We start from the raw sequence: 25,251 nt of genomic DNA on the forward strand, positions 1-25,251 counted from the left end.
GAAATCTTTTCCGCAATTGTACCTGTCAGCCTTGGCCGCCCAGCCCGTAGAATCCAGTCTCCCCCCACCACAGGGCATTTGAGGCTGGTATGCACATTTCTTCCGGACGCTGGGTCTATGGCCTTTCTCTTTCGCTGTTGACCGCGTTGCTCTGGGGCATCCTGCCGATCAAGCTCAAACAGGTGCTGCAGGTGATGGACCCGATCACCGTGACCTGGTTTCGTCTGTCGGTCTCTGGTGGCCTGCTGCTGGCCTGGCTGGCGGCAAGCAAGCGCTTGCCGTCGTTCAACAAGCTCGGGCGCAAGGGCTGGGCCCTGGTGGCATTGGCCACCGGCGGTCTGGTCGGCAACTATGTGCTGTACCTGATGGGCCTGAACCTGCTCAGCCCCGGCACGGCGCAACTGGTCGTGCAGCTGGGGCCGGTACTGCTGCTGGTGGCCAGCGTGTTCCTGTTCAAGGAGCGCTTCAGCCTCGGCCAAGGGGTAGGCCTGGTCATCCTGCTGCTGGGCTTCGGCCTGTTTTTCAACCAGCGCCTGGACGAGCTGTTGACCTCTCTGAGCGTCTACACCACGGGGGTGCTGACCATTGTCCTGGCAACCACCATCTGGGTGTTTTACGCCCTGAGCCAGAAGCAGTTGCTGACGGTGTGGAATTCGATGCAGGTGATGATGGTCATCTACCTGTGCTGTGCCGTGCTCCTGACGCCCTGGGTGCATCCGCTGGAAGCGCTGCAGTTGACGCCGTTGCAAGGCTGGCTGTTGCTCGCCTGCTGCCTCAATACCCTGGTGGCCTATGGCGCCTTCGCCGAAGCGCTGGCCCACTGGGAAGCCTCCAAGGTCAGCGCCACCCTGGCGATCACGCCCTTGATCACCTTCGTTGCTGTCGCCCTGTCAGCCTGGTTCTGGCCTGACTTCGTGCACGCCGAACAGATCAATACCCTGGGTTACATCGGCGCGCTGGTGGTGGTGCTGGGCTCGGCGCTGACCGCGCTGGGCCCGTCGATCATGGCCGGCTGGCGGGCCAGGCGCATACGCCTGGCCCGGTGACTCAGCCTTTCTTGCCGGGTTCGAGCATGTCTTGCGGACGTACCCACTGGTCGAACTCTTCGTTGGTCAGGTAACCCAGGGTCAGGGCCGCCTCGCGTAACGTGCGGCCTTCGCTGTAGGCCTTCTTGGCGATTTCCGCGGCTTTGTCGTAGCCGATGTGCGGGTTCAGCGCGGTAACCAGCATCAGCCCGCGTTCCAGGTGCGCCGCCATCTGTTCGGCATCCGCTTCAATGCCCGCCACGCAGTGCTGCTGGAAGTTGCTGCAGCCGTCGGCCAGCAGCTCGATGGACTGCAGCAGGTTGTGGATGATCACCGGCTTGAACACGTTCAACTGCAGGTGACCCTGGCTGGCGGCAAAGCCTATAGCGGTGTCATTGCCCAGTACCTGGCAGGCCAGCATCGACAGTGCCTCGCACTGGGTCGGATTGACCTTGCCGGGCATGATCGAGCTGCCCGGCTCGTTGGCCGGCAGGCGCACTTCGGCAATCCCGGCGCGGGGGCCGGAACCGAGCAGGCGCAGGTCATTGGCCAGCTTCATCAGGGCCACTGCCAGAGTCTTCAGACCGCCCGCCAGGGTCGTCAGCGGCTCATGCCCGGCAAGGGCGGCGAACTTGTTTGGCGCAGTAACAAAGGGCAAGCCGGAGAGGGCGGCCAGCTCTGCGGCGATGGCCTCGGCAAAACCGTGCGGGGCATTCAGCCCTGTACCGACCGCGGTACCGCCCTGGGCCAGCTCGCACACCGCCGGCAAGGCCGAGCGGATGGCGCGCTGGGCGTAGTCAAGTTGCGCCACGTAGGCCGAAAGTTCCTGGCCAAAGGTGATCGGCGTGGCATCCATCATGTGGGTGCGGCCGGTCTTGACCAGGTGCTGGTGACGCACCGAAAGCTCCGCCAGCCCCGACGACAGCTCGGCGATGGCCGGCAGCAGCTTGTGCTGGACCGCCTGGACGGCAGCGATGTGCATGGCGGTCGGGAAGCAGTCGTTGGAACTCTGCGAGCGGTTGACATGATCGTTGGGGTGCACCGGACTCTTGCCGCCCCGGCCTTTGCCCGCCAGCTCGTTGGCGCGCCCGGCGATCACTTCATTGACGTTCATGTTGCTCTGGGTGCCACTGCCGGTTTGCCAGACGACGAGTGGAAATTGATCATCCAGCTGGCCATCGAGCACCTCGTCGGCGGCCTGTTCGATCAGCCGGGCGATGTCCGCCGGCAGGTCTCCGTTGCGGTTGTTGACCCGTGCAGCGGCTTTTTTGATCATCGCCAGTGCGTGCAGGACAGCCAGTGGCATGCGCTCCTTGCCGATGGCAAAGTTGATCAGTGAGCGTTGCGTCTGGGCACCCCAGTAGGCCTGGTCAGGAACTTCGACCTGCCCCAGGCTGTCAGTTTCGATACGGCTCATGCTGTGAACACTCCCTTGTGGTCTGAATTCGCAGTTTAGGTCCCTTTTTGTCGCAGCGGTTCCAACGCTCGTCGACCCACTTGAGTGCTGTGCCCGAGTCGGCGCAGAATGCTCTACTCTGGGGTACTACCTCGTCTGTCTAATGAAGGAATTACGATGACCCGTCTTCGCGCCCTTTGCACTGCTGTTGCGCTGGTCTGCGCCAGCGGCCAGGTGCTTGCCGATACCGCCAGCCACAACGCCAGTGCTGAAAAATTCCTCATGATGGCGCACGCTGACAAGCTTGGCACCCCGGTCTACATGCAGGTGCAACAGATGTTTGCCCAGCGTTTCGAGCAGACCAAGGCCCCGGCCTCGAAAAAATCCGTGCTCGACAGCTACCAGGCCAAGGCCAACGCGGCCCTCGACCAGGCCATCGGCTGGAACAAGCTCAAGCCCGACATGGTCAAGCTCTACACCAGTACCTTCACCGAAAGCGAGCTCAAGGACCTGGTAGCCTTCTATCAGTCGCCACTGGGCAAGAAAGTCCTGGAAAAAATGCCGCAGGTTACCCAGCAGTCGGCCCAGCTGACCCAGCAGAAGCTGGAAAGCGCGGTACCGGTGGTCAACAAGCTGCTGGCTGACATGACCAAGGAACTCGACCCGAACGCTGGCAAGGCCGCCGCGCCAGCGAAGAAGTAATACGCGGAGCCGTCCATGTCCATGCAGCAAAAGATTGAACAGAGCCTGGCCGCGCTGGCGCCGCAGCACCTCTCGGTGCTCGACGAAAGCCACATGCACAGCCGTGGGCAAGAAACCCACTACAAGGCCGTGCTGGTCAGCGAACAGTTCGAAGGCCTGAACAGCGTCAAGCGTCACCAGAAGGTCTACGCCACCCTGGGTGAGCTGATGGGGCAGTTCCATGCCCTGGCCCTGCACACCTATACCCCCGAAGAGTGGCAGAAGGTCGGCGCAGCGCCAGCCTCACCCACCTGCGCAGGTGGCAGCAAACACTGATTTCATCGTCAGGTTTTTGTTAGAATGTGCAACGCGCCGCTCGTCGGCGCGTTTTTTATTGTCATCCGGTCCGCCCTTTACGAGGGTGACCACCTGGAGATTTACTGCATGACCCAAGCTATCGTCGTGGCGGCGCTGTACAAATTCGTCACCCTGAAAGATTACGTCGAGCTGCGCGAGCCGCTGCTCGAAAGCATGATGGCCAACGGTATCAAAGGCACTTTGTTGCTGGCCGAAGAGGGCATCAACGGCACCGTGTCCGGTACCCGTGAAGGTATCGACGGCCTGCTGGTCTGGCTGCGCAGTGATGCCCGCCTGGTGGATATCGACCACAAGGAATCCTACTGCGACGAACAGCCGTTCTATCGCACCAAGGTCAAGCTCAAGAAAGAGATCGTCACCCTCGGCGTGCCGGGCGTGGACCCGAACCACAAGGTCGGGACCTACGTCGAGCCGCAGGACTGGAACGCGCTGATCAGCGATCCCGAGGTGCTGCTGATCGACACCCGCAACGACTACGAAGTGGCGATTGGCACCTTCGAAGGCGCGATCGACCCGAAAACCACGACGTTCCGTGAGTTCCCCGAGTACATCAAGGCCAACTTCGACCCGGCGCGGCACAAGAAAGTCGCGATGTTCTGCACCGGCGGCATCCGTTGCGAAAAAGCCTCCAGCTACATGCTCGGTGAAGGTTTCGAAGAGGTCTATCATCTTAAAGGCGGGATCCTGAAATACCTCGAAGAGGTACCGCAGGACGAAAGCCGCTGGCAGGGCGACTGCTTCGTGTTCGACAACCGGGTTACCGTGCGTCACGACCTGACCGAAGGCGACTACGACCAGTGCCATGCCTGCCGTACCCCGATCAGCGTCGAAGACCGTGCGTCCGAGCACTATTCGCCTGGTATCAGCTGCCCGCATTGCTGGGACAGCCTGAGCGAAAAGACCCGGCGCAGTGCCATCGACCGGCAGAAGCAGATCGAGCTGGCCAAGGCCCGCAACATGCCGCACCCGATCGGCCACAACTACCGCAAAGCTGCCGAGGCCTGATAGATGTCCGCACGCCTGCTCTATGTGATGGACCCGATGTGCTCCTGGTGCTGGGGCTTTGCACCCGTGGCCCAGGCCCTGATCGCCCAGGCGCGCGAAGCCGGGATCGACACCCAGCTGGTGCCTGGTGGCTTGCGCACCGGCAGCACGGCGCTGGATGCCTCGACCCGCGGCTACATCCTTGAGCACTGGCAAGCGGTCAACCAGGCCACTGGCCAGCCCTTTACCCTTGAAGGGGCGATGCCGGACGGTTTTGTCTATGACACCGAGCCTGCCTGCCGCGCCCTGGTAGCGGCCCGTGGACTTGACCGGCAGCGCACCTGGGCATTGCTCGCAGCGATCCAGCAGGCGTTCTACCAGGGCGGTGAAGATGTCACCCGCGCGCCTAAACTGGTGGAGCTGGCCGAGCAGGTCGGCTTTGAACGAGCGGCGTTTGCCGAGCGTTTTGCCAGTGCCGAGGTGCGCGCGGCCACGGCCTCCGATTTCACCTGGGTGCAGGATCTGGGGATTGCCGGGTTTCCGACCTTGCTGGCCGAACGTAACGGCCAGCTGGCGTTGCTGACCAACGGCTACCAGTCGCTCGATGCGCTAAGCCCGCTGCTCGGCCGCTGGCTGCAGCAGGCCGCCTGTGCTTGATCTGCCTGGGTCACCCGACCCTGTGCCGGGGCCTGCCCCGGTTGTTGCCGATCGCCTGAGCTGGGCGGAAATCCGCCGCCTGGCCCTGCACCATAAAAAAGCCCTGTGGATCGCCAACGGCGTTGCGGTGCTGGCGGCGCTGTGCAGCGTGCCGATCCCCTTGTTGCTGCCGTTGCTGGTCGATGAAGTCTTGCTCGGGCACGGCGATGCCGCGCTCAAGTGGATGAATCAGCTGCTGCCGGGCAACTGGCAGGTGGCGGCCGGTTACATTGGCCTGATGCTGGTGCTGACCCTGTGCCTGCGCTGCGCCGCGCTGGCCTTCAACGTGGTGCAGGCCAAGCTGTTCGCAGGCCTCGCCAAGGACATCGTCTATCGCCTGCGTATCCGCCTGATCGAGCGGCTCAAGCGCATCTCCCTGAAGGAATACGAAAGCCTCGGCAGCGGCACGGTGACCACGCATCTGGTTACCGACCTGGACACCCTGGACAAGTTCGTCGGCGAGACCCTGAGCCGGTTCCTGGTAGCCATGCTGACCCTGACCGGGACAGCGGCGATCCTGATGTGGATGCACTGGAAGCTGGCGTTGCTGATCCTGTTGTTCAACCCCGTTGTGGTCTTTGCCACGGTGCAGTTGGGCAAGCGGGTCAAACACCTGAAAAAGCTGGAAAACGACAGCACCTCGCGCTTTACCCAGGCGCTGACCGAAACTCTCGATGCGATCCAGGAAATTCGTGCCAGCAATCGCCAGGGGTATTTCCTCGGCCGCCTCGGTTTACGTGCCCAGGAAGTGCGCAACTACGCGGTGGCGTCGCAGTGGAAGAGCGATGCCAGTGGTCGTGCCAGTGGTCTGTTGTTCCAGTTCGGCATCGATATCTTCCGCGCTGCGGCGATGCTGACCGTGCTGTTCTCCGACCTGTCGATCGGCCAGATGCTGGCGGTGTTCAGCTACCTGTGGTTCATGATCGGCCCGGTCGAGCAACTGTTGAACCTGCAGTACGCCTACTACGCTGCAGGCGGTGCGCTGAGCCGGCTCAACGAATTGCTCGCGCGTGCCGACGAGCCGCAGTACCCCGGTGGCGTCGATCCGTTCAAAGGGCGTGACACAGTGGGCCTCGAAGTGCAGGGATTGCGCTTTGCCTATGCCGACGAGCCGGTGCTCGATCAGTTGAACCTGTCCATCGCGCCGGGCGAAAAAGTCGCCATCGTCGGCGCCAGCGGTGGTGGCAAGAGCACCCTGGTGCAGTTGCTGCTCGGGCTCTACAGCGCGCAGGCCGGCACCATCCGCTTCGGTGGTTCGACCTTGCAGGAGATCGGCCTGGAAACCCTGCGCGAGCATGTCGCGGTGGTGCTGCAGCATCCGTCACTGTTCAACGACACGGTACGCGCCAACCTGACCATGGGCCGCGACTGCAGCGACGAAGCCTGCTGGCAGGCGCTGGGCATTGCCCAGCTCGAAAGCACGATTGCAGCATTGCCGCGCGGCCTGGACACCGTGGTCGGTCGCTCGGGCGTACGCCTGTCCGGAGGCCAGCGCCAGCGTCTGGCGATTGCGCGGATGGTGCTGGCCGAGCCCAAGGTGGTGATTCTCGACGAGGCCACCTCGGCGCTGGACGCGGCCACTGAATACAACCTGCATCAGGCCCTTGCGCGTTTCCTCAGTGCGCGTACCACCTTGATCATTGCCCACCGTCTGTCTGCAGTGAAGCAGGCCGACCGGGTGCTGGTGTTCGATGGCGGGCATGTGGCCGAGGATGGCGACCATCAGCAACTGATTGCCGATGGCGGTTTGTACGCCAAGCTGTATGGTCATTTGCAACAGAGTTGAAGGCAAAGTGCTGAGTAATTGAGAAAAGCTCTCCAGTATTGAGAGCAAATAGCCTAGGCTGTGCGTTTATAAGAATAGAGATTCATTCGGCTCTGTGTGCAAGGGACCTCATGAAGCGAAAACGGACTCTCGAAGCCCCGAACCTGTTGGGCATCATCTGGCCATTTGTGGCCGTGGTGTTGTTTCAGGCGTTGTTGGGGGGGATCAGCCTGTACGCCTTGTCGGCGGTGCGTGGTTATGTGGCGGGGGAGAGCCTCTGGTCCAAGGGACAGAAAGACGCGATCTACTACCTCAACCTGTACGCCGATAGCCGCGACCAGGCCGTCTTCCAGAAGTATCAGAAGGCCTTTGCCGTACCGCAGGGCGGGCATGAATTGCGCGCGGCCCTGGATTTGCCTGTCCCGGACCTGGAGGCTGCGCGACGGGGCATTCTTCAGGGCGGCAACCACCCTGACGACGTTTCCAGCCTCATCTGGCTGTACCTGAACTTTCGCCAGGTCAGCTACCTGGAAAAAGCCATTGAGCTGTGGGCGGTGGGCGATGGTTTTCTCAGCCAGCTCGACGAGGTCGCCCGGCAGATGCACGCAGGCTTTCGCTCGGGCACCGCTGATGCTGATGACGTAGCCGAATGGAAAGCGCGCATTGCCACCATCAACGACGGTGTAACACCGGCCGCCCGGGCGTTCAGCGACGCATTGGGAGAAGGTTCGCGGATGCTGTTGCGGGTGCTTTTGGTGACCAACCTGGCCACTGCACTGTTCCTGATTGCCCTGGCCTGGATGCGTTCCAGCAAGTTGCTGGCCCAGCGCCAGGCCTTTGCCAACGCCCTGGAGGTGGAAAAGGAGCGGGCGCAAATTACCCTGGAGTCGATTGGCGACGGCGTCATCACCACCGACGTCGAAGGCTGCATCGCCTACATGAACCCGGCAGCCGAACAGCTGACCCACTGGCACGCCGCCCAGGCCCATGGCTTGCCGCTGGCGGCGCTGTTCAGCCTGCTTGACGAGAATGCCGAGAAAGACAGCCTGACCCTGGTCGAGCGCATCCTCAGCGGTGGCCTCAAAGGCGGCAGTGAACACACCAAGCTGATCCAGCGCCTGGATGGCAGTACCGTGTCGGTGACCCTGGTGGGTGCGCCGATCATGGCTGAAGGGCAGGTCAGCGGTATCGTCCTGGTCCTGCATGACATGACCCAGGAGCGTCAGTACATCGCCAACCTGTCCTGGCAGGCGACCCATGATGCGCTCACTGGCCTGGCCAACCGCCGCGAGTTCGAGTATCGCCTGGAGCTGGCACTCAATGCTCTGGCACGTAAACCGGCGCGGCATGCCTTGATGTTCCTCGATCTCGATCAATTCAAACTGGTCAATGACACCTGCGGGCATGCGGCCGGTGATGAGCTGCTCCGCCACATCTGTGCCGTGCTCCAGGCCGGGCTGCGCGAAGGTGACACCCTGGCGCGGCTGGGCGGTGACGAGTTCGGCATCCTGCTGGAGAATTGCCCGCAAGAACAGGCCGAGCGTATCGCTGAAAACCTGCGTCAGGCGGTTCAGAGCCTGCATTTCGTCTGGAAAGGGCGGCCGTTCATGACCACCGTGAGCCTGGGGCTGGTGCACATCGCTCAGGCGCCCACCACCCTTGAAGCCTCGTTGCGGGCCGCCGACATGGCCTGCTACATGGCCAAGGAGAAGGGCCGTAATCGCGTGCAGGTGTACCATGCCGACGACAGCGAGTTGTCCATGCGCTTTGGCGAGATGGCCTGGATTCAGCGCCTGCACGTGGCCCTGGAAGAAAACCGCTTCTGTCTGTACGCCCAGGAAATCGCCGCCCTCGGGCCCGATGACGGTGCCGGCCACATCGAGATCCTTCTGCGCCTGCAGGATGAAAACGGGCGGATCATCCTCCCGGACAGTTTCATTCCTGCCGCCGAGCGCTATGGCTTGATGACCGCGCTGGACCGTTGGGTGGTGCGCAGCGTGTTCACGGTCATTCGTCAGTGCCTGGACGAGCAGCGTGACGGCCCGCTGGCCATGTGCGCGATCAATCTGTCTGGCAGCAGCATCGGTGACGACAAGTTCCTTGATTACCTGCGGCGGCTGTTTGGTGAGTTTGCCATTCCGCCACAGATGATCTGTTTCGAGATCACCGAAACCAGTGCAATTGCCAATCTCGGCAGCGCCATACGCTTCATCAATGAACTCAAAAGCCTGGGTTGCCGGTTTTCGCTGGATGACTTCTGTGCCGGGATGTCGTCGTTCGCGTATTTGAAACATTTACCCGTAGATTTCCTGAAAATCGACGGAAGTTTCGTCAAGGATATGCTCGACGACCCGGTTAACCGGGCTATGGTTGAAGTCATCAACCACATCGGCCATGTCATGGGCAAACGCACCATTGCCGAGTTTGTCGAAACGCCGTTGATCGAACAGGCCCTGCAGGAAATCGGCGTCGATTACGCCCAGGGGTACCTGATCGAGCGGCCGCAGGTGTTTACTTGCGACAGCTTGCAACGCCAACGGATTGCGGCCAGGCCCCTGCTGTTCAAGGCACCCGGGACCTTTCGCTGACGATCCGCACGATAATCACAAGGAACAAGGAGCTGACAGTGATTGACGCGTTTATCCGTACCGGTCCATTGATGGACCCCACCAGTTACCCGCTCTGGGCCCAGCAGCTGATCAAGGATTGCCATGAGAGCAAGCGCCGGGTAGTCGAACACGAGCTCTATCAGCGCATGCGCGATGGTCGGCTCAGTGCTCGTACCATGCGCCAGTACCTGATTGGCGGCTGGCCGGTGGTCGAGCAGTTCTCCCTGTATATGGCCAAGAACCTGACCAAGACCCGCTACGCACGCCATCCCGGCGAAGACATGGCGCGGCGCTGGTTGATGCGCAACATCCGTGTCGAACTCAATCATGCCGACTACTGGCTGTACTGGAGCCAGGCCCATGGCGTCAGCCTCGAGGACCTGCAGGCCCAGGACGTACCGACCGAACTCAACGCCCTGAGCGACTGGTGCTGGCATACCTGTGCAGCGGATTCACTGGTGGTGGCTGTCGCAGCGACCAACTACGCAATCGAAGGGGCGACCGGTGAATGGTCGGCGGTGGTGTGCTCGACGGGCGTCTATGCCCAGGGCTTTCCAGAGGAAGGTCGCAAGCGCGCCATGAAGTGGCTGAAGATGCATGCCCAGTACGACGACGCCCACCCGTGGGAGGCGCTGGAAATCGTCTGTACCCTGGCCGGTAACAACCCGTCGCAGGCGTTGCAGGCTGAGCTGCGCCGGGCTGTGTGCAAGAGCTACGACTACATGTACCTGTTCCTTGAGCGCTGCATGCAGCTGGAACAGCGCCAGCCCGCCCGTGCCCAGGCGGAACTGGTCGAGGGCTGAGCTTACTGGGCGTTGAACGCCTGGCCGTTGATGCCAGTGCTGTCCGGGCCCATCAGGTACAGGTACACCGGCATGATCTGCTCGGGCAGCGGGTTGTTTTCCGGGTTTTCGCCCGGATAGGCCTGGGCGCGCATGCTGGTGCGGGTGGCGCCCGGGTTGATGCTGTTGGAGCGCACCGGCGCCACACCTTCGAGCTCGTCGGCGAGGGTTTGCATCAGGCCCTCGGTAGCGAACTTCGACACCCCATAAGCACCCCAGTAGGCCCGGCCTTTGCGTCCGACGCTGCTGGAGGTGAAGATCACCGACGCATCCTGGGACAGCTTGAGCAGCGGCAGCAGGGTGCTGGTAAGCATGAACATGGCATTGACGTTGATCTGCATCACACGCATGAAGTTGTCGCCGGACAACTGCTCCAGCGGTGTGCGCGGGCCGATGATCGAGGCATTGTGCAGCAGGCCGTCGATGTGGCCGAATTCGGTTTCGATCATTGCCGCCAGCTCGTCGTACTGGTGCGGCAGGGCGGTTTCCAGGTTGAACGGGATGACCGCAGGCTTTGGATGGCCGGCCGCTTCGATCTCGTCGTAGACCTGGCTCAGGTTGGCTTCGGTCTTGCCCAGCAGCAGCACGGTCGCGCCATGGGCGGCGTAGGCCTTGGCGGCCGCTGCGCCGATTCCGCGACCAGCGCCGGTGACCATGATGGTCCGGCCTTTGAGCAGGTCGGGGCGGGCGGAGTAATCGAACATGGGGTTACCTCGTGAAAATAGGGTGACTTTTTTCGCGGGGCAAGCCCGCTCCCACAGGTTCTACATGACCTCGGTGGGGGCGGGCTTGCCCCGCGATCCTTGTCGAAATCAGCAGCCGCAAAGCGCGCTATCAAGCACCTTGCGCAGCTCCAGCGGATGATCGACCACCACATCCGCGCCCCAGTTGTTGGGGTTGTCATCCGGATGAATATAGCCGTAGCGCACCGCTGCAGTGCGGGTGCCGGCATCGCGGCCAGACTCGATGTCGCGCAGGTCGTCACCGACGAACAGGACGCTGGCCGGATCCAGGTTCAAGGTTTTGCAGGCGAGGATCAGCGGCTCGGGGTCCGGCTTGCTGTTCTTCACATGATCCGGGCAGATCAACAGAGCGGAGCGCTCGGCCAGGCCCAGTTGCTGCATGATCGGTTCGGCGAAACGCACCGGCTTGTTGGTCACCACGCCCCAGATCAGGTTGCCTTTCTCGATATCGGCCAGCAGCTCGGCCATGCCGTCGTAGAGCTTGCTGTGTACCGCGCAGCCCTGCTGATAGCGCTCAAGGAACTCCAGGCGCAAGGCTTCGAACTCCGCAGCCTCGGGATCGAGGTTGAAAGTGACCGAAACCATCGCCTTGGCACCGCCGGACACCACGTCGCGGATGCGCTGGTCGTCGACGGCAGGCAGGCCACGCTCGGCGAGCATCGCCTGGCAGATGGCAATGAAGTCCGGCGCCGTGTCGAGCAGGGTGCCGTCCATGTCGAAAAGTACTGCTCTCAGGCGCATGCTCATTCCTCGCGCAGGGTCTGGATCATGTAGTTGACGTCGACGTCGTTGGCCAGCTTGTAGTGCTTGGTCAGCGGGTTGTAGGTCAGGCCGATGATGTCCTTGACGTTCAGGCCGGCCTCGCGGCTCCAGGCACCCAGCTCGGAAGGGCGGATGAACTTCTTGAAGTCATGGGTGCCGCGCGGCAGCAGCTTCATGATGTATTCGGCGCCGATGATCGCGAACAGGTAAGCCTTGGGGTTGCGGTTGATGGTCGAGAAGAACACCTGGCCGCCCGGCTTGACCATGCGGTAGCAGGCGCGGATCACCGACGAAGGGTCAGGCACGTGTTCGAGCATTTCCAGGCAGGTGACCACGTCGAATTGCTCGGGCATTTCTTCGGCCAGGGCTTCGGCGGTGATCTGCCGGTACTCGACTTCTACCCCGGATTCGAGCTGGTGCAGCTGGGCCACGGCCAGCGGTGCTTCGCCCATGTCGATGCCCGTCACGGTGGCGCCGCGCTGGGCCATGGCTTCGCTGAGGATGCCGCCGCCACAGCCGACGTCGAGTACCTTTTTGCCGGCCAGTTTGACTCGTTCGTCGATCCAGTTGACCCGCAGCGGGTTGATGTCGTGCAGCGGCTTGAACTCGCTTTCACGGTCCCACCAACGGTGGGCCAGGGCTTCGAACTTGGCGATTTCGGCGTGGTCGACGTTGCTCATGGAACGGTCCTCTGAAACTTTGATTAAAGGTGTCACGGGCCGGCAGCCGCGGCTGCCGGCCGGTTATTCGCTGCGCTCGCCGATCCGCTGGCCCCAGGCGCAGGCGGCGGCATGCAGTGCCTGTTCGTCCATGCGGGTCAGGCGGCGCTCGTCGAGCAGTTGCTTGCCGGCGACCCAGACGTGCTTGACGCAGTCGCGGCCGCTGGCATAGATCAGTTGTGAAACCGGGTCGTAAATCGGTTGCTGGGCCAGGCCGGAAAGGTCGAAGGCGACCAGGTCGGCGGCCTTGCCCACTTCCAGCGAACCGGTCAGCGTCTCCAGGCCCAGCGCCCGGGCACCGTTGAGGGTGGCCATGCGCAGTGCCCGGTGGGCATCCAGCGCGGCGGCCGAGCCGGCCACAGCCTTGGCCAGCAGGGCGGCTGTGCGGGTTTCGCCAAGCAGGTCGAGGTCGTTGTTGCTGGCTGCACCATCGGTACCCACCGCCACATTGACCCCGGCCTGCCACAGGCGTTCGACCGGGCAGAAGCCGCTGGCCAGCTTGAGATTGGATTCCGGGCAATGCACCACGCTGGTGTTGCTTTCTACCAGCAGTGCCAGGTCTTCGTCGCTGACCTGGGTCATGTGCACCGCCTGCAGGCGCGGGCCGAGCAGGCCCAGGCGGGCGATGCGGGCCAGCGGGCGTTCACCGCGGGTGGCCAGCGATTGCTCGACCTCGAAGGCGGTTTCATGCAGGTGCATGTGAATCGGTGCGTCGAGCTCTTCGGCAATGACCCGGATCTTCTCCAGGTTCTCGTCGCTCACCGTGTAGGGCGCATGCGGGCCCATGGCCACGGTGATGCGCGGGTGATGACGCAGGTCGCTGAACAGTTCGATACCCAGGTGCAAGGCTTCTTCGGTGTTGCGCGCGCCCGGGATCGGGAAATCCAGCAGCGGCACGGCGATTTGTGCGCGGATGCCGCTGTTGTGCACCCGTTCACTGGCAATCTTGGGGAAGAAGTACATGTCGGCAAAACAGGTGATGCCGCCTTTGATCTGCTCGGCAATGGCCAGGTCGGTGCCGTCGCGAACAAAATCTTCATCGACCCAGCGACCTTCTGCAGGCCAGATGTGCTCTTCCAGCCAGGTCATCAGCGGCAGGTCGTCGGCCAGGCCGCGGAACAGGGTCATCGCCGCGTGGCCGTGGGCGTTGATCAGCCCGGGGCTGAGCAGGCAGCCTGGCAGCTCGCGGGTTTCGGTGGCGACGAAGCGCTCGGCCTCGGCCCTGGGGCCGATGAAAACAATCTGCCCGTCGCGAATGCCCAGGCCATGATCCTTCAATACCACCCCGGCAGGTTCGACAGGCACCAGCCAGGCAGGCAGGAGCAGCAGGTCGAGCGGCGTAGCGGGTTTGGGCATGACGGGATTTCCCTGAGACACTTGGGCTGAGGGCGAAGTATACCCGAGCGTCTACGCCAGGGGCTCGCTATAATCGTACGCTTTTGATGTCCGAATGATGGGGTGAGGCATGCGCGATCAACTGCTGGCAGCAGAGAAGGTGAAAGCCATCGATTGGCGTGATGGCATCCTGTACCTGCTTGATCAGCGTGTTCTGCCGTTCGAACAGACCTGGCAAGCCTGCACCGATGTCGCCGAAGTGGCCCAAGCTATTCGCTCGATGGTGGTGCGCGGTGCGCCGGCCATTGGTATCAGTGCTGCCTATGGCCTGGCCATGGCGGTGCGTCAGCGCCTGGCCGAAGGCGACGACTGGGAAATGGCCCTGGAAGAGGACTTCGAGCTGCTGTTCAACTCCCGCCCGACCGGCGCCAACCTGTTCTGGGCGCTCAATCGCATGCGTGAGCGTCTGTTGCGGCTCAAAGCGGGCGATGACGTTGCGGCAATCATGGCCGCTGAAGCGGTTGCCATCCATGACAGTGATCGCGAGGCCAACCTGACCATGGCCCAGCTGGGCGTTGAACTGATTCGCAAACACCAGGGCAACGAGCAGGCCTTGCTGACCCACTGCAACACCGGCGCCCTGGCCACCGGCGGTTTCGGCACTGCCCTGGGGGTGATCCGCGCCGCCTATCTGGAAGGCATGGTCGAACGGGTCTATGTCGACGAAACCCGACCATGGCTGCAGGGTTCGCGCCTGACCGCCTGGGAGTTGGCCGAGGCAGGCATCCCGGTAACCGTCAATGCCGACGCCGCCGCTGCCCATCTGATGAAGACCAAGGGCATTACCTGGGTCATCGTCGGTGCGGACCGGATCACTGCCAATGGCGACGTGGCCAACAAGATCGGTACTTACCAGCTGGCCGTCAATGCCATGCACCACGGCGTGCGCTTCATGGTGGTGGCGTCGAGTTCGAGCATCGACATGAATCTGGAAAGCGGCGAAGACATCCAGCTCGAAGAGCGGGGCGTCAGCGAGCTGCTGGAGGTTGACGGCAAGCCGCTGGGTGCCGGGGTCGAGGCGGTCAATCCGGCATTCGACGTGACGCCGGCCGATCTGATCGATGTGATCGTGACCGAGAAAGGCATCGTCGAGCGCCCGGATACGGTGAAGATGGCACAATTGATGTGTCGCAAGCGTTTGCATTGAGTCATTGTGTCGCGCTTGCGGCCTGCTGGAGCGGCTAGCGGGCGTTACTGACGAGCAGTAGGGTAGTAGTGCCGCAGCCCACTCCCACCGTCTGGGCGATTGTGGTAACATCCGACGGTTTCCAAGGTAGCCCCGTAGGGCTATCTTTACTGCGCAGATCCATGGCTTAACTCGTTGATTTGTCGTAAGTCGTTGCAAGGAGTCACTTTGCAGCGGCGAGCTTCGTTCGTCCCATATGGATGTGACGAGGTTTCACCAGAAAAAGGAATCAGGCTTCTCATGGGCGAACTGGCCAAAGAAATCCTCCCGGTCAATATCGAAGACGAACTGAGACAGTCCTACCTCGACTACGCGATGAGCGTCATTGTCGGGCGTGCACTGCCCGATGCGCGTGATGGCTTGAAGCCCGTGCATCGCCGCGTTCTGTATGCGATGAGCGAACTGGGTAACGACTGGAACAAACCGTACAAGAAATCCGCCCGTGTGGTCGGTGACGTGATCGGTAAGTACCACCCGCACGGTGATACTGCGGTCTACGACACCATCGTCCGTATGGCACAGCCGTTCTCGCTGCGTTACCTGCTGGTCGACGGCCAGGGCAACTTCGGTTCGGTGGACGGCGACAACGCCGCGGCCATGCGATACACCGAAGTGCGCATGACCAAGCTGGCTCATGAGCTGCTGGCGGACCTGCACAAGGAAACCGTCGACTGGGTGCCCAACTACGACGGCACCGAGCAGATCCCGGCGGTCATGCCGACCAAGATCCCCAACCTGCTGGTCAACGGTTCCAGCGGTATCGCCGTGGGCATGGCGACCAACATTCCGCCGCACAACCTCGGTGAAGTCATCGACGGTTGCCTGGCGCTGATCGACAACGCCGACATTACGGTCGATGAACTGATGGAGTTCATCCCGGGCCCGGATTTCCCGACCGCCGCGATCATCAACGGCCGCCAGGGCATCATCGAAGCCTACCGTACCGGCCGTGGCCGCATTTATATGCGTGCCCGCTCCACCATCGAAGACATCGACAAGGTCGGTGGCCGCCAGCAGATCGTCGTTACCGAGCTGCCTTACCAGCTGAACAAGGCGCGCTTGATCGAGAAGATCGCCGAGCTGGTCAAGGAAAAGAAACTCGAAGGCATCACCGAGCTGCGCGACGAGTCCGACAAGGACGGTATGCGTATCGTCATCGAGCTGCGTCGTGGCGAGGTACCTGAGGTCATCCTCAACAACCTCTACGCCCAGACCCAGCTGCAGGCGGTTTTCGGCATCAACATCGTTGCCCTGATCGACGGTCGTCCGCGGGTCCTGAACCTCAAGGACCTGCTCGAGGCGTTCGTACGCCACCGTCGCGAAGTGGTTACCCGGCGTACCGTGTTTGAGCTGCGCAAGGCCCGTGAGCGTGGTCACATCCTTGAAGGTCAGGCGGTAGCCCTGTCCAACATTGACCCGGTCATCGCCCTGATCAAGGCTTCGCCGACCCCGTCGGAAGCCAAGGAAGCGCTGATCAGCACGCCGTGGGAATCCAGTGCCGTGCAGGTCATGGTCGAGCGCGCCGGTGCCGACTCCTGCCGTCCGGAAAACCTCGACGAGCAGTACGGCCTGCGTGATGGCAAGTACTTCCTGTCGCCGGAACAGGCCCAGGCCATTCTCGATCTGCGTCTGCACCGCCTGACCGGTCTTGAGCACGAGAAGCTGCTGGCCGAGTACCAGGAGATCCTCAACCAGATCGGTGAGCTGATCCGCATCCTCAACAGCGCCGAGCGCCTGATGGAAGTGATCCGCGAAGAGCTGGAACTGATTCGCGCCGAATACGGCGACGTGCGCCGCACCGAGATCCTCGACGCGCGCCTGGACCTGACCCTGGGTGACATGATTCCGGAAGAAGACCGGGTTGTGACCATCTCCCACGGCGGCTACGCCAAGACCCAGCCGCTGGCCGCCTATCAGGCTCAGCGTCGCGGCGGTAAAGGCAAGTCGGCTACCGGCGTCAAGGACGAGGACTACATTTCGCACCTGCTGGTCGCCAACAGCCACACCACGCTGCTGCTGTTCTCCAGCAAGGGCAAGGTGTACTGGCTCAAGACCTACGAAATTCCCGAAGCCTCGCGTGCCGCGCGTGGTCGACCGCTGGTCAACCTGCTACCGCTGGACGAAGGCGAGTATATCTCGACCATGTTGCCGGTCGAGGAGTACACCGAAGGTCACTTCATCTTCATGGCTACCGCCAACGGTACCGTGAAGAAGACCCCGCTGGAGTCCTTCAGTCGTCAGCGCAGCGTCGGCTTGATCGCGCTGGAGCTGGACGAAGGCGACGTGCTGATTTCCGCAGCCATCACCGATGGCGAGCGTGAGGTCATGCTGTTCTCCGACGCCGGCAAGGTCACCCGATTCAAAGAGTCCGACGTCCGTGCCATGGGCCGTACCGCCCGCGGTGTACGCGGCATGCGTCTGGCCGAAGGGCAGAAGCTGATCTCGATGATCATTCCGGAGGAGGGCAGCCAGATCCTCACCGCCTCCGAGCGTGGTTATGGCAAGCGTACCGAAATCGGCGAGTTCCCCGAGTACAAGCGTGGCGGCCAGGGCGTTATCGCCATGGTCAGCAACGAGCGTAACGGTCGCCTGGTCGGTGCCGTGCAGGTGCAGGACGGCGAGGAAATCATGCTGATTTCCGACCAGGGCACCCTGGTCCGTACCCGTGTCGGCGAGGTCTCCAGCCTGGGTCGTAATACCCAGGGCGTGACCCTGATCAAGCTGGCCAGCGACGAGACCCTGGTGGGTCTGGAGCGGGTCCAGGAGCCATCCGAAGAGGAAGGCGACGAGGACTACGAGGCCGATGCTGACGCCGTTGAATCACCAGAGGCCCAGGCCGCTGGCGACGAAGAGGCGCCGCAGGAATAACCTATACAGTAGCGTAACCCTGGTGGGGTAGCCGGCGTGGTGCAGTCTTCGCGCCGCCCGGCTGGCCCCACGGACATCATGAGCAGAGCGAGAGTGGATGTGAGCAAACGAGCCTTTAACTTCTGCGCAGGCCCTGCTGCGCTTCCCGACGCTGTCCTGCAGCGCGCCCAGGCCGAAATGCTGGACTGGAATGGCAAGGGTTTGTCCGTGATGGAGATGAGTCACCGTAGCGACGACTACGTGGCCATTGCCGAGAAGGCCGAGCAGGACCTGCGCGACCTGATGTCCATTCCCGCCAACTACAAGGTGCTGTTCCTGCAGGGTGGTGCGAGCCAGCAGTTCGCCGAAATTCCGCTGAACCTGCTGCCTGAGAATGGTACTGCCGACTATATCGAAACCGGTATCTGGTCGAAGAAAGCCATTGAAGAAGCTCGTCGCTTTGGCAACATCAACGTTGCTGCCAACGCCAAATCTTCCGATTACCTGAGCATTCCTGGTCAAAACGAGTGGAACCTGACGCCGGGCGCCGCCTATGTGCACTATGCCTCGAACGAGACCATCGGTGGTCTGCAGTTCGACTGGGTGCCGCAGACCGGTGACGTGCCGCTGGTGGTCGACATGTCTTCGGACATTCTTTCGCGTCCGGTCGACGTCTCCGACTTCGGCCTGATCTATGCCGGCGCCCAGAAAAACATCGGCCCGAGCGGCCTGGTGGTGGTGATCGTGCGTGAAGACCTGATCGGTCGTGCCCGCAGCAGCTGCCCGACCATGCTCGACTACAAGGTCGCGGCCGACAACGGTTCGATGTACAACACGCCGGCTACCTACTCCTGGTATCTCTCGGGCCTGGTCTTCGAGTGGCTCAAGGAGCAGGGCGGTGTTGATGCGATGGAGAAGCGCAACCGCGCCAAGAAAGATCGCCTGTACGGCTTCATCGACAGCAGTGACTTCTACAGCAACCCGATCAGCCTCGACGCCCGTTCGTGGATGAACGTGCCGTTCCGTCTGGCCGACGAGCGCCTGGACAAGGCCTTCCTCGCCGGTGCTGATGCCCGTGGCCTGCTCAACCTCAAAGGCCACCGTTCGGTGGGCGGCATGCGTGCCTCGATCTACAACGCTCTGGGCCTGGACGCCGTGGAAGCGCTGGTAGCCTACATGGCGGAATTCGAGAAGGAGCACGGCTGATGTCGGAGCAGGAACTCAAGGCGCTGCGGGTGCGCATTGACAGCCTCGACGAGAAAATCCTCGAGCTGATCAGTGACCGTGCCCGCTGCGCGCAGGAAGTGGCGCGGGTCAAGACCGCGACCCTGGCTGAAGGCGAGGCGCCGGTGTTCTACCGGCCAGAGCGCGAGGCACAGGTGCTCAAGCGCGTGATGCAGCGCAACCAGGGGCCGTTGGGCAACGAAGAAATGGCCCGCCTGTTCCGCGAAATCATGTCCTCTTGCCTGGCCCTTGAGCAGCCGCTCAAGATCGCCTACCTGGGGCCTGAGGGTACCTTTACCCAGGCCGCAGCGATGAAGCACTTCGGTCACGCAGTGATCAGCAAGCCGATGGCGGCCATCGACGAGGTGTTCCGCGAAGTGGCGGCCGGTGCCGTCAACTTCGGCGTGGTGCCGGTGGAAAACTCCACCGAAGGTGCGGTCAACCACACCCTCGACAGCTTCCTCGAACACGACATGGTCATTTGTGGCGAAGTCGAGCTGCGTATTCACCACCACCTGCTGGTGGGTGAAAACACCAAGACCGACAGCATCAGCCGCATTTACTCCCACGCCCAGTCCCTTGCGCAATGCCGCAAATGGCTGGACGCCCACTACCCGAATGTCGAGCGCGTTGCGGTGTCGAGCAATGCCGAGGCGGCCAAGCGGGTCAAGGGTGAGTGGAACTCGGCGGCTATCGCCGGTGACATGGCCGCAGGTCTGTATGGCCTGACGCGTCTGGCCGAGAAGATCGAAGACCGTCCGGACAACTCCACGCGCTTCCTGATGATCGGTAACCAGGAAGTGCCGCCGACCGGCGACGACAAGACCTCGATCATCGTCTCCATGAGCAACAAGCCGGGCGCCTTGCACGAGTTGCTGGTGCCGTTCCACGAGAACGGTATCGACCTGACCCGTATCGAGACCCGTCCGTCGCGCAGCGGTAAATGGACCTACGTGTTCTTCATCGATTTCATCGGCCATCATCGCGATCCGCTGATCAAGGCCGTGCTGGAGCAAATCAGTCAGGAAGCCGTGGCCCTCAAGGTGTTGGGTTCCTATCCCAAAGCGGTACTCTGAGGCAATGAATGGCGTGCATGCAGATTTGAATAGGGTCCTGCTCCGTGGTTGAAGTCGTGGTAAACAAGGTCGAGCCGCTTATCGGTCGCCTGGTGGTGGTCGGTCTCGGGCTCATTGGTGGCTCGTTCGCCAAGGGCCTGCGCGAAAGCGGCTTGTGCCGCGAGGTGGTCGGTGTCGACCTGGATCCGCAGTCGCGCAAGCTGGCGGTGGAGCTGGGGGTGGTCGACCGCTGCGAAGAGGACCTGGCTGCTGCCTGTGTTGGCGCTGATGTCATTCAGCTGGCCGTACCGATCCTGGCCATGGAGAAGCTCCTCGCTCGCCTGGCGCAACTTGATCTTGGGCGTGCGGTGCTCACCGACGTCGGCAGCGCCAAGGGCAATGTGGTGCGTGCTGCGCGTGAGGCGTTTGCCGAGCAGCTGGCGCACTTCGTGCCCGGGCACCCGATTGCCGGTTCCGAGCAGAGCGGGGTGGAAGCCTCCAATGCTGCCTTGTTCCGACGCCATAAAGTAATTCTCACGCCATTGGCTGAAACCGACCCAGAAGCTCTGGCGCTGGTCGATCGGCTCTGGCGTGCGCTGGAGGCCGATGTCGAGCACATGCAGGTCGAACGCCATGACGAAGTCCTGGCCGCGACCAGCCACCTGCCGCATTTGCTGGCCTTTGGTCTGGTCGATTCCCTGGCCAAACGCAATGAAAACCTGGATATCTTCCGTTACGCTGCCGGAGGTTTCCGCGATTTCACAAGAATCGCCGGAAGCGATCCGGTCATGTGGCACGACATATTTCTCGCCAACCGCGAAGCTGTTCTGCGCACACTCGATACATTTCGCAGCGATCTCGACGCCTTGCGTGACGCGGTCGATGCAGGGGATGGGCATCAATTGCTGGGCGTTTTCACTCGCGCCCGGGTTGCCCGCGAGCATTTCAGTAAAATCCTGGCCCGCCGGGCCTATGTGGACGCTATGAACTCCAACGACCTGATTTTCCTGGCAAATCCTGGTGGCCAACTGTCTGGCCGAATTCGCGTACCAGGCGACAAATCGATTTCCCATCGCTCGATCATGCTGGGCTCCCTGGCCGAAGGCACCACTGAAGTCGAAGGCTTCCTTGAAGGTGAAGACGCACTGGCGACCCTGCAGGCTTTCCGCGACATGGGTGTGGTCATCGAAGGCCCGCACCATGGTCGGGTGACCATTCACGGCGTTGGCCTTAATGGTCTGCAGCCGCCGCCGGGTCCGATCTACCTGGGTAACTCCGGTACTTCCATGCGCCTGCTGTCCGGCCTGCTCGCTGCGCAGCCGTTCGACACCGTGCTGACCGGCGATGCCTCGCTGTCCAAGCGTCCAATGAACCGTGTCGCCAATCCTCTGCGGGAAATGGGCGCGGTGATCGAGACTGCCGCTGAAGGTCGTCCACCGATGACCATTCGTGGTGGCCACGTGCTCAAGGCGCTGACCTACACCCTGCCGATGGCCAGTGCCCAGGTTAAGTCCTGCCTGCTGCTGGCCGGTCTGTATGCCGAAGGCAAGACCACGGTTACCGAGCCTGCGCCAACCCGTGACCATACCGAGCGCATGCTGCGTGGTTTCGGCTACAGCGTTAACGTTGATGGCCCGACTGCCTCCCTGGAGTCCGGCGGCAAGCTGACCGCGACCCATATCGAAGTGCCAGCCGACATCTCCTCGGCGGCGTTCTTCCTGGTTGCGGCTTCGATTGCCGAGGGTTCGGAGCTGGTGCTCGAGCATGTCGGGATCAACCCGACCCGTACCGGCGTGATTGACATCCTCAAACTGATGGGCGGCGATATCACTCTGGAAAACCAGCGTGAAGTCGGCGGTGAGCCTGTAGCGGACCTGCGCGTGCGTGGCGCCAAGCTCAAGGGTATCGAGATCCCGGAACACCTGGTGCCACTGGCTATCGACGAGTTCCCGGTGCTGTTCGTTGCCGCGGCCTGTGCCGAAGGCCGTACCGTACTGCGTGGCGCCGAAGAGCTGCGGGTCAAGGAATCCGACCGCATCCAGGTCATGGCCGATGGCCTGCTGACCCTGGGTGTGAAGTGCGAACCGACCCCGGACGGCATCATCATCGACGGCGGCCCAATCGGTGGTGGTGAAGTGCACGGGCATGGCGACCATCGCATCGCCATGGCGTTCAGCGTCGCCTCGCTGCGCGCTTCGGCACCGATCCGTATTCACGACTGCGCCAACGTTGCCACATCTTTCCCGAACTTCCTGGCGCTGTGCGCCGAAGTCGGGATTCGTGTTGCCGAAGAGGGCAAGTCGTGAACGTGAATGCACCGGTCATCACCATCGACGGCCCAAGCGGTTCGGGTAAAGGCACCGTTGCTGGTATTTTGGCGCGTGAGCTGGGCTGGAGGCTGCTGGATTCAGGCGCGCTGTATCGCCTGCTGGCCTTCGCTGCCAGCAATCACGGCGTTGACCTGACCAACGAAGAGCTGCTGGTCAAGCTGGCTGCGCACCTGGATGTGCAGTTCATCGCCGCCGAGCCGGGCAAGCTGCAACAGACTATTCTTGAAGGTGAGGATGTCAGTAATGTCATCCGTACTGAGACGGTAGGCGCCGGGGCTTCCATGGTTGCTTCGCTGCCCGCAGTGCGTGACGCATTGTTGCAACGCCAGCGGGCGTTTCAGGAAGCACCGGGGCTGATTGCCGATGGTCGCGACATGGGTACGGTGGTGTTCCCTGACGCACCTTTGAAGGTTTTTCTGACCGCCAGTGCCGAGGAACGGGCGCGCCGTCGTTACTTGCAGTTGAAGGCGAAAGGCGAAGATGTTAGTCTGTCGAGTCTGCTAGATGAGATTCGTGCGCGTGATGAGCGCGACACCCAGCGCACAGTGGCCCCGCTCAAACCGGCGGCCGATGCGATTCAGCTGGATTCCACGGAGTTGTCCATCGAGCAGGTGTTGGAACGCATCAAGAGCGAGCTCGCCCTGCGCGATATCGCCTGATGATCAGGGAAGCAGGCAGGGGCACCAGTCAACGTCCTGTCGGCTTTCCTTTATATGAACGAAACCCACATTGTCTGGAATGTGGCTGATGGGCGTATGTTTCGCCCTTATTTACAGGAATTAAAATGAGCGAAAGCTTTGCAGAACTCTTTGAAGAAAGCCTGAAAACCCTCAATCTTCAGCCGGGTGCGATCATCACCGGTATCGTTGTCGACATCGACGGCGACTGGGTTACCGTACACGCTGGCCTGAAGTCCGAGGGCGTCATCCCGCTCGAGCAGTTCTACAACGAAGCTGGCGAGCTGACCATCAAGGTCGGTGACGAAGTTCACGTTGCGCTGGACGCGGTCGAAGACGGCTTTGGCGAAACCAAACTGTCCCGTGAAAAAGCCAAGCGCGCCGAGTGCTGGATTGTTCTGGAAGCAGCTTTCGCCGCCGAAGAAGTGGTCAAGGGCGTTATCAACGGTAAGGTTAAAGGCGGCTTCACTGTCGACGTTAACGGTATCCGTGCGTTCCTGCCGGGCTCCCTGGTTGATGTCCGCCCAGTGCGCGACACCACCCACCTGGAAGGCAAAGAGCTGGAATTCAAGGTCATCAAGCTGGACCAGAAGCGCAACAACGTTGTCGTTTCCCGTCGCAGCGTCCTGGAAGCCGAAAACAGCGCCGAGCGCGAAGCTCTGCTGGAATCGCTGCAGGAAGGCCAGCAGGTCAAAGGTATCGTCAAGAACCTCACCGACTACGGCGCATTCGTTGACCTGGGCGGCGTTGATGGCTTGCTGCACATCACCGACATGGCCTGGAAGCGTATCAAGCACCCATCGGAAATCGTCAACGTTGGCGACGAGATCGATGTCAAGGTTCTGAAGTACGATCGCGAGCGTAACCGTGTATCCCTGGGCCTGAAGCAACTGGGTGAAGACCCATGGGTTGCTATCAAAGCTCGTTACCCAGAAAGCACCCGCGTCATGGCGCGTGTTACCAACCTGACCGACTACGGCTGCTTCGCAGAGCTGGAAGAAGGCGTGGAAGGCCTGGTACACGTTTCCGAAATGGACTGGACCAACAAGAACATCCACCCTTCGAAAGTCGTACAAGTCGGCGACGAAGTGGAAGTCATGGTTCTGGACATCGACGAAGAGCGTCGTCGTATCTCCCTGGGCATCAAACAGTGCAAGTCGAACCCATGGGAAGACTTCTCTGGCCAGTTCAACAAGGGCGACAAGATCTCCGGCACCATCAAGTCGATCACCGATTTCGGTATCTTCATTGGTCTGGACGGCGGCATCGACGGTCTGGTTCACCTGTCCGACATCTCCTGGAACGAAGTGGGCGAAGAAGCCGTACGTCGCTTCAAGAAGGGCGACGAGCTGGACACCGTGATCCTGTCCGTAGATCCAGAGCGTGAGCGTATCTCCCTGGGCATCAAGCAACTGGAAGACGATCCGTTCTCCAACTACGTTGCTGTCAACGACAAAGGCGCTATCGTCAAAGGTACCGTTAAAGAAGTTGACGCCAAGGGCGCTATCATCACCCTGGCCGACGATATCGAAGCCACTCTGAAAGCTTCCGAAATCAGCCGTGACCGCGTTGAAGATGCGCGTAACGTCCTGAAGGAAGGCGAAGAGATCGAAGCTAAGATCATCAGCGTTGACCGTAAGAGCCGTGTCATCAGCCTCTCCATCAAGTCGAAAGACGACGCTGAAGAGAAAGAAGCTATCCAGAGCCTGAAAGAAACTGCTCCGGAAGCTGCTGATACCACCATGGCCGCGCTGCTGCGTCAGGCAATGGCCAAACAGAACTAAGTTCTGCTTGGATCTAAAAAAGGGCGACTTCGGTCGCCCTTTTTTGTGCCTGCGATTTGCTCCTGTGCCAGGTTGCGTTTAGCGCTGTAACCCTTGTGCTGGCTGGCTTTGGCAAGGCTACAGGCAAAGTGCCATGATTTTTCCTTGAAGAGG

Annotated in this window: 20 protein-coding genes; 15 read left to right on the top strand and 5 right to left on the bottom strand. The window is 61.6% G+C overall.

Features of this window, described 5'->3' with window-relative positions:
- The first annotated feature begins 89 nt into the window (after positions 1 to 89).
- Complete coding sequence (locus tag ACVI9W_RS19075; protein WP_461530827.1) at positions 90 to 1,046, top strand: DMT family transporter; 957 nt, start codon at positions 90 to 92, stop codon at positions 1,044 to 1,046.
- A gap of 1 nt (position 1,047) precedes the next feature.
- Here the strand turns inward: ACVI9W_RS19075 and ACVI9W_RS19080 are convergent, their stop codons facing one another.
- A complete protein-coding gene (locus ACVI9W_RS19080) occupies positions 1,048 to 2,442 on the bottom strand; it encodes a class II fumarate hydratase (protein ID WP_038608279.1) in 1,395 nt (464 codons plus the stop codon).
- 156 nt (positions 2,443 to 2,598) lie between these two features.
- Between ACVI9W_RS19080 and ACVI9W_RS19085 the strand changes: the two genes are divergently transcribed.
- The 7 genes from ACVI9W_RS19085 to ACVI9W_RS19115 all read left to right on the top strand — a co-directional run bounded on the left by ACVI9W_RS19085 (position 2,599) and on the right by ACVI9W_RS19115 (position 10,337).
- Entirely contained in the window at positions 2,599 to 3,123 is a 525-nt protein-coding gene (locus ACVI9W_RS19085; protein WP_128325869.1) for a DUF2059 domain-containing protein, read from the top strand.
- A gap of 15 nt (positions 3,124 to 3,138) precedes the next feature.
- The gene (locus tag ACVI9W_RS19090; RefSeq protein ID WP_038608283.1) at positions 3,139 to 3,438 is read left to right on the top strand and encodes a BolA family protein; all 300 of its coding nucleotides are present in this window, start codon (positions 3,139 to 3,141) and stop codon (positions 3,436 to 3,438) included.
- A 108-nt stretch (positions 3,439 to 3,546) separates the two neighbouring features.
- Positions 3,547 to 4,485, top strand: coding sequence for an oxygen-dependent tRNA uridine(34) hydroxylase TrhO (trhO, locus tag ACVI9W_RS19095; RefSeq protein ID WP_461530828.1), 939 nt, complete (start codon positions 3,547 to 3,549; stop codon positions 4,483 to 4,485).
- Between the two features lie 3 nt (positions 4,486 to 4,488).
- A complete protein-coding gene (locus ACVI9W_RS19100; RefSeq protein ID WP_461530829.1) occupies positions 4,489 to 5,121 on the top strand; it encodes a DsbA family protein in 633 nt (210 codons plus the stop codon).
- On the top strand, positions 5,114 to 6,946 hold the full coding sequence (locus ACVI9W_RS19105) for an ABC transporter ATP-binding protein (protein WP_461530830.1): 1,833 nt from the start codon (positions 5,114 to 5,116) through the stop codon (positions 6,944 to 6,946). The genes ACVI9W_RS19100 and ACVI9W_RS19105 overlap by 8 nt, the downstream gene beginning before the upstream one ends.
- A 110-nt stretch (positions 6,947 to 7,056) precedes the next feature.
- Entirely contained in the window at positions 7,057 to 9,513 is a 2,457-nt protein-coding gene (locus ACVI9W_RS19110; RefSeq protein ID WP_461530831.1) for an EAL domain-containing protein, read from the top strand.
- Between the two features lie 71 nt (positions 9,514 to 9,584).
- Positions 9,585 to 10,337: a TenA family transcriptional regulator gene (locus ACVI9W_RS19115; protein WP_408635420.1), complete on the top strand. Its 753-nt coding sequence runs from the start codon at positions 9,585 to 9,587 to the stop codon at positions 10,335 to 10,337.
- A 2-nt stretch (positions 10,338 to 10,339) separates the two neighbouring features.
- On the opposite strand, the gene ACVI9W_RS19120 is transcribed toward ACVI9W_RS19115, so the two are convergent.
- The 4 genes from ACVI9W_RS19120 to ACVI9W_RS19135 all read right to left on the bottom strand — a co-directional run bounded on the left by ACVI9W_RS19120 (position 10,340) and on the right by ACVI9W_RS19135 (position 13,956).
- Positions 10,340 to 11,080, bottom strand: a complete 741-nt coding sequence (locus ACVI9W_RS19120) for a YciK family oxidoreductase (RefSeq protein WP_461530832.1) — start codon at positions 11,078 to 11,080, stop codon at positions 10,340 to 10,342.
- Positions 11,081 to 11,188: 108 nt separating this feature from the next.
- The gene (mupP, locus tag ACVI9W_RS19125) at positions 11,189 to 11,860 is read right to left on the bottom strand and encodes an N-acetylmuramic acid 6-phosphate phosphatase MupP (RefSeq protein WP_038608295.1); all 672 of its coding nucleotides are present in this window, start codon (positions 11,858 to 11,860) and stop codon (positions 11,189 to 11,191) included.
- A 2-nt stretch (positions 11,861 to 11,862) separates the two neighbouring features.
- A complete protein-coding gene (gene ubiG / locus ACVI9W_RS19130) occupies positions 11,863 to 12,561 on the bottom strand; it encodes a bifunctional 2-polyprenyl-6-hydroxyphenol methylase/3-demethylubiquinol 3-O-methyltransferase UbiG (RefSeq protein WP_038608297.1) in 699 nt (232 codons plus the stop codon).
- A gap of 63 nt (positions 12,562 to 12,624) precedes the next feature.
- On the bottom strand, positions 12,625 to 13,956 hold the full coding sequence (locus ACVI9W_RS19135; protein ID WP_461530833.1) for a TRZ/ATZ family hydrolase: 1,332 nt from the start codon (positions 13,954 to 13,956) through the stop codon (positions 12,625 to 12,627).
- A gap of 109 nt (positions 13,957 to 14,065) precedes the next feature.
- Between ACVI9W_RS19135 and mtnA the strand changes: the two genes are divergently transcribed.
- The 7 genes from mtnA (at position 14,066) to rpsA (ending at position 25,098) form a co-directional block, all read left to right on the top strand.
- Positions 14,066 to 15,142 carry an S-methyl-5-thioribose-1-phosphate isomerase gene (gene mtnA / locus ACVI9W_RS19140; protein ID WP_461530834.1) on the top strand — a complete coding sequence of 359 codons (1,077 nt, stop codon included), beginning with the start codon at positions 14,066 to 14,068 and terminating at the stop codon, positions 15,140 to 15,142.
- 279 nt (positions 15,143 to 15,421) lie between these two features.
- Entirely contained in the window at positions 15,422 to 18,049 is a 2,628-nt protein-coding gene (gene gyrA / locus ACVI9W_RS19145; protein ID WP_038608303.1) for a DNA gyrase subunit A, read from the top strand.
- 99 nt (positions 18,050 to 18,148) lie between these two features.
- Entirely contained in the window at positions 18,149 to 19,234 is a 1,086-nt protein-coding gene (gene serC / locus ACVI9W_RS19150; protein ID WP_461530835.1) for a 3-phosphoserine/phosphohydroxythreonine transaminase, read from the top strand.
- Complete coding sequence (gene pheA, locus ACVI9W_RS19155; protein WP_038608305.1) at positions 19,234 to 20,328, top strand: prephenate dehydratase; 1,095 nt, start codon at positions 19,234 to 19,236, stop codon at positions 20,326 to 20,328. Before serC ends, pheA begins: the two co-directional genes overlap by 1 nt.
- Before the next feature lie 44 nt (positions 20,329 to 20,372).
- A complete protein-coding gene (locus tag ACVI9W_RS19160; RefSeq protein ID WP_461530836.1) occupies positions 20,373 to 22,613 on the top strand; it encodes a bifunctional prephenate dehydrogenase/3-phosphoshikimate 1-carboxyvinyltransferase in 2,241 nt (746 codons plus the stop codon).
- Positions 22,610 to 23,296 (top strand): (d)CMP kinase, encoded by a 687-nt coding sequence (gene cmk / locus ACVI9W_RS19165; protein ID WP_461530837.1) that lies wholly within the window; start codon positions 22,610 to 22,612, stop codon positions 23,294 to 23,296. The genes ACVI9W_RS19160 and cmk overlap by 4 nt, the downstream gene beginning before the upstream one ends.
- 125 nt (positions 23,297 to 23,421) lie before the next feature.
- Positions 23,422 to 25,098: a 30S ribosomal protein S1 gene (gene rpsA, locus ACVI9W_RS19170; protein ID WP_045180061.1), complete on the top strand. Its 1,677-nt coding sequence runs from the start codon at positions 23,422 to 23,424 to the stop codon at positions 25,096 to 25,098.
- Positions 25,099 to 25,251: the final 153 nt, after the last annotated feature.

This window comes from Pseudomonas sp. 210_17 TE3656 (genome assembly GCF_054821965.1).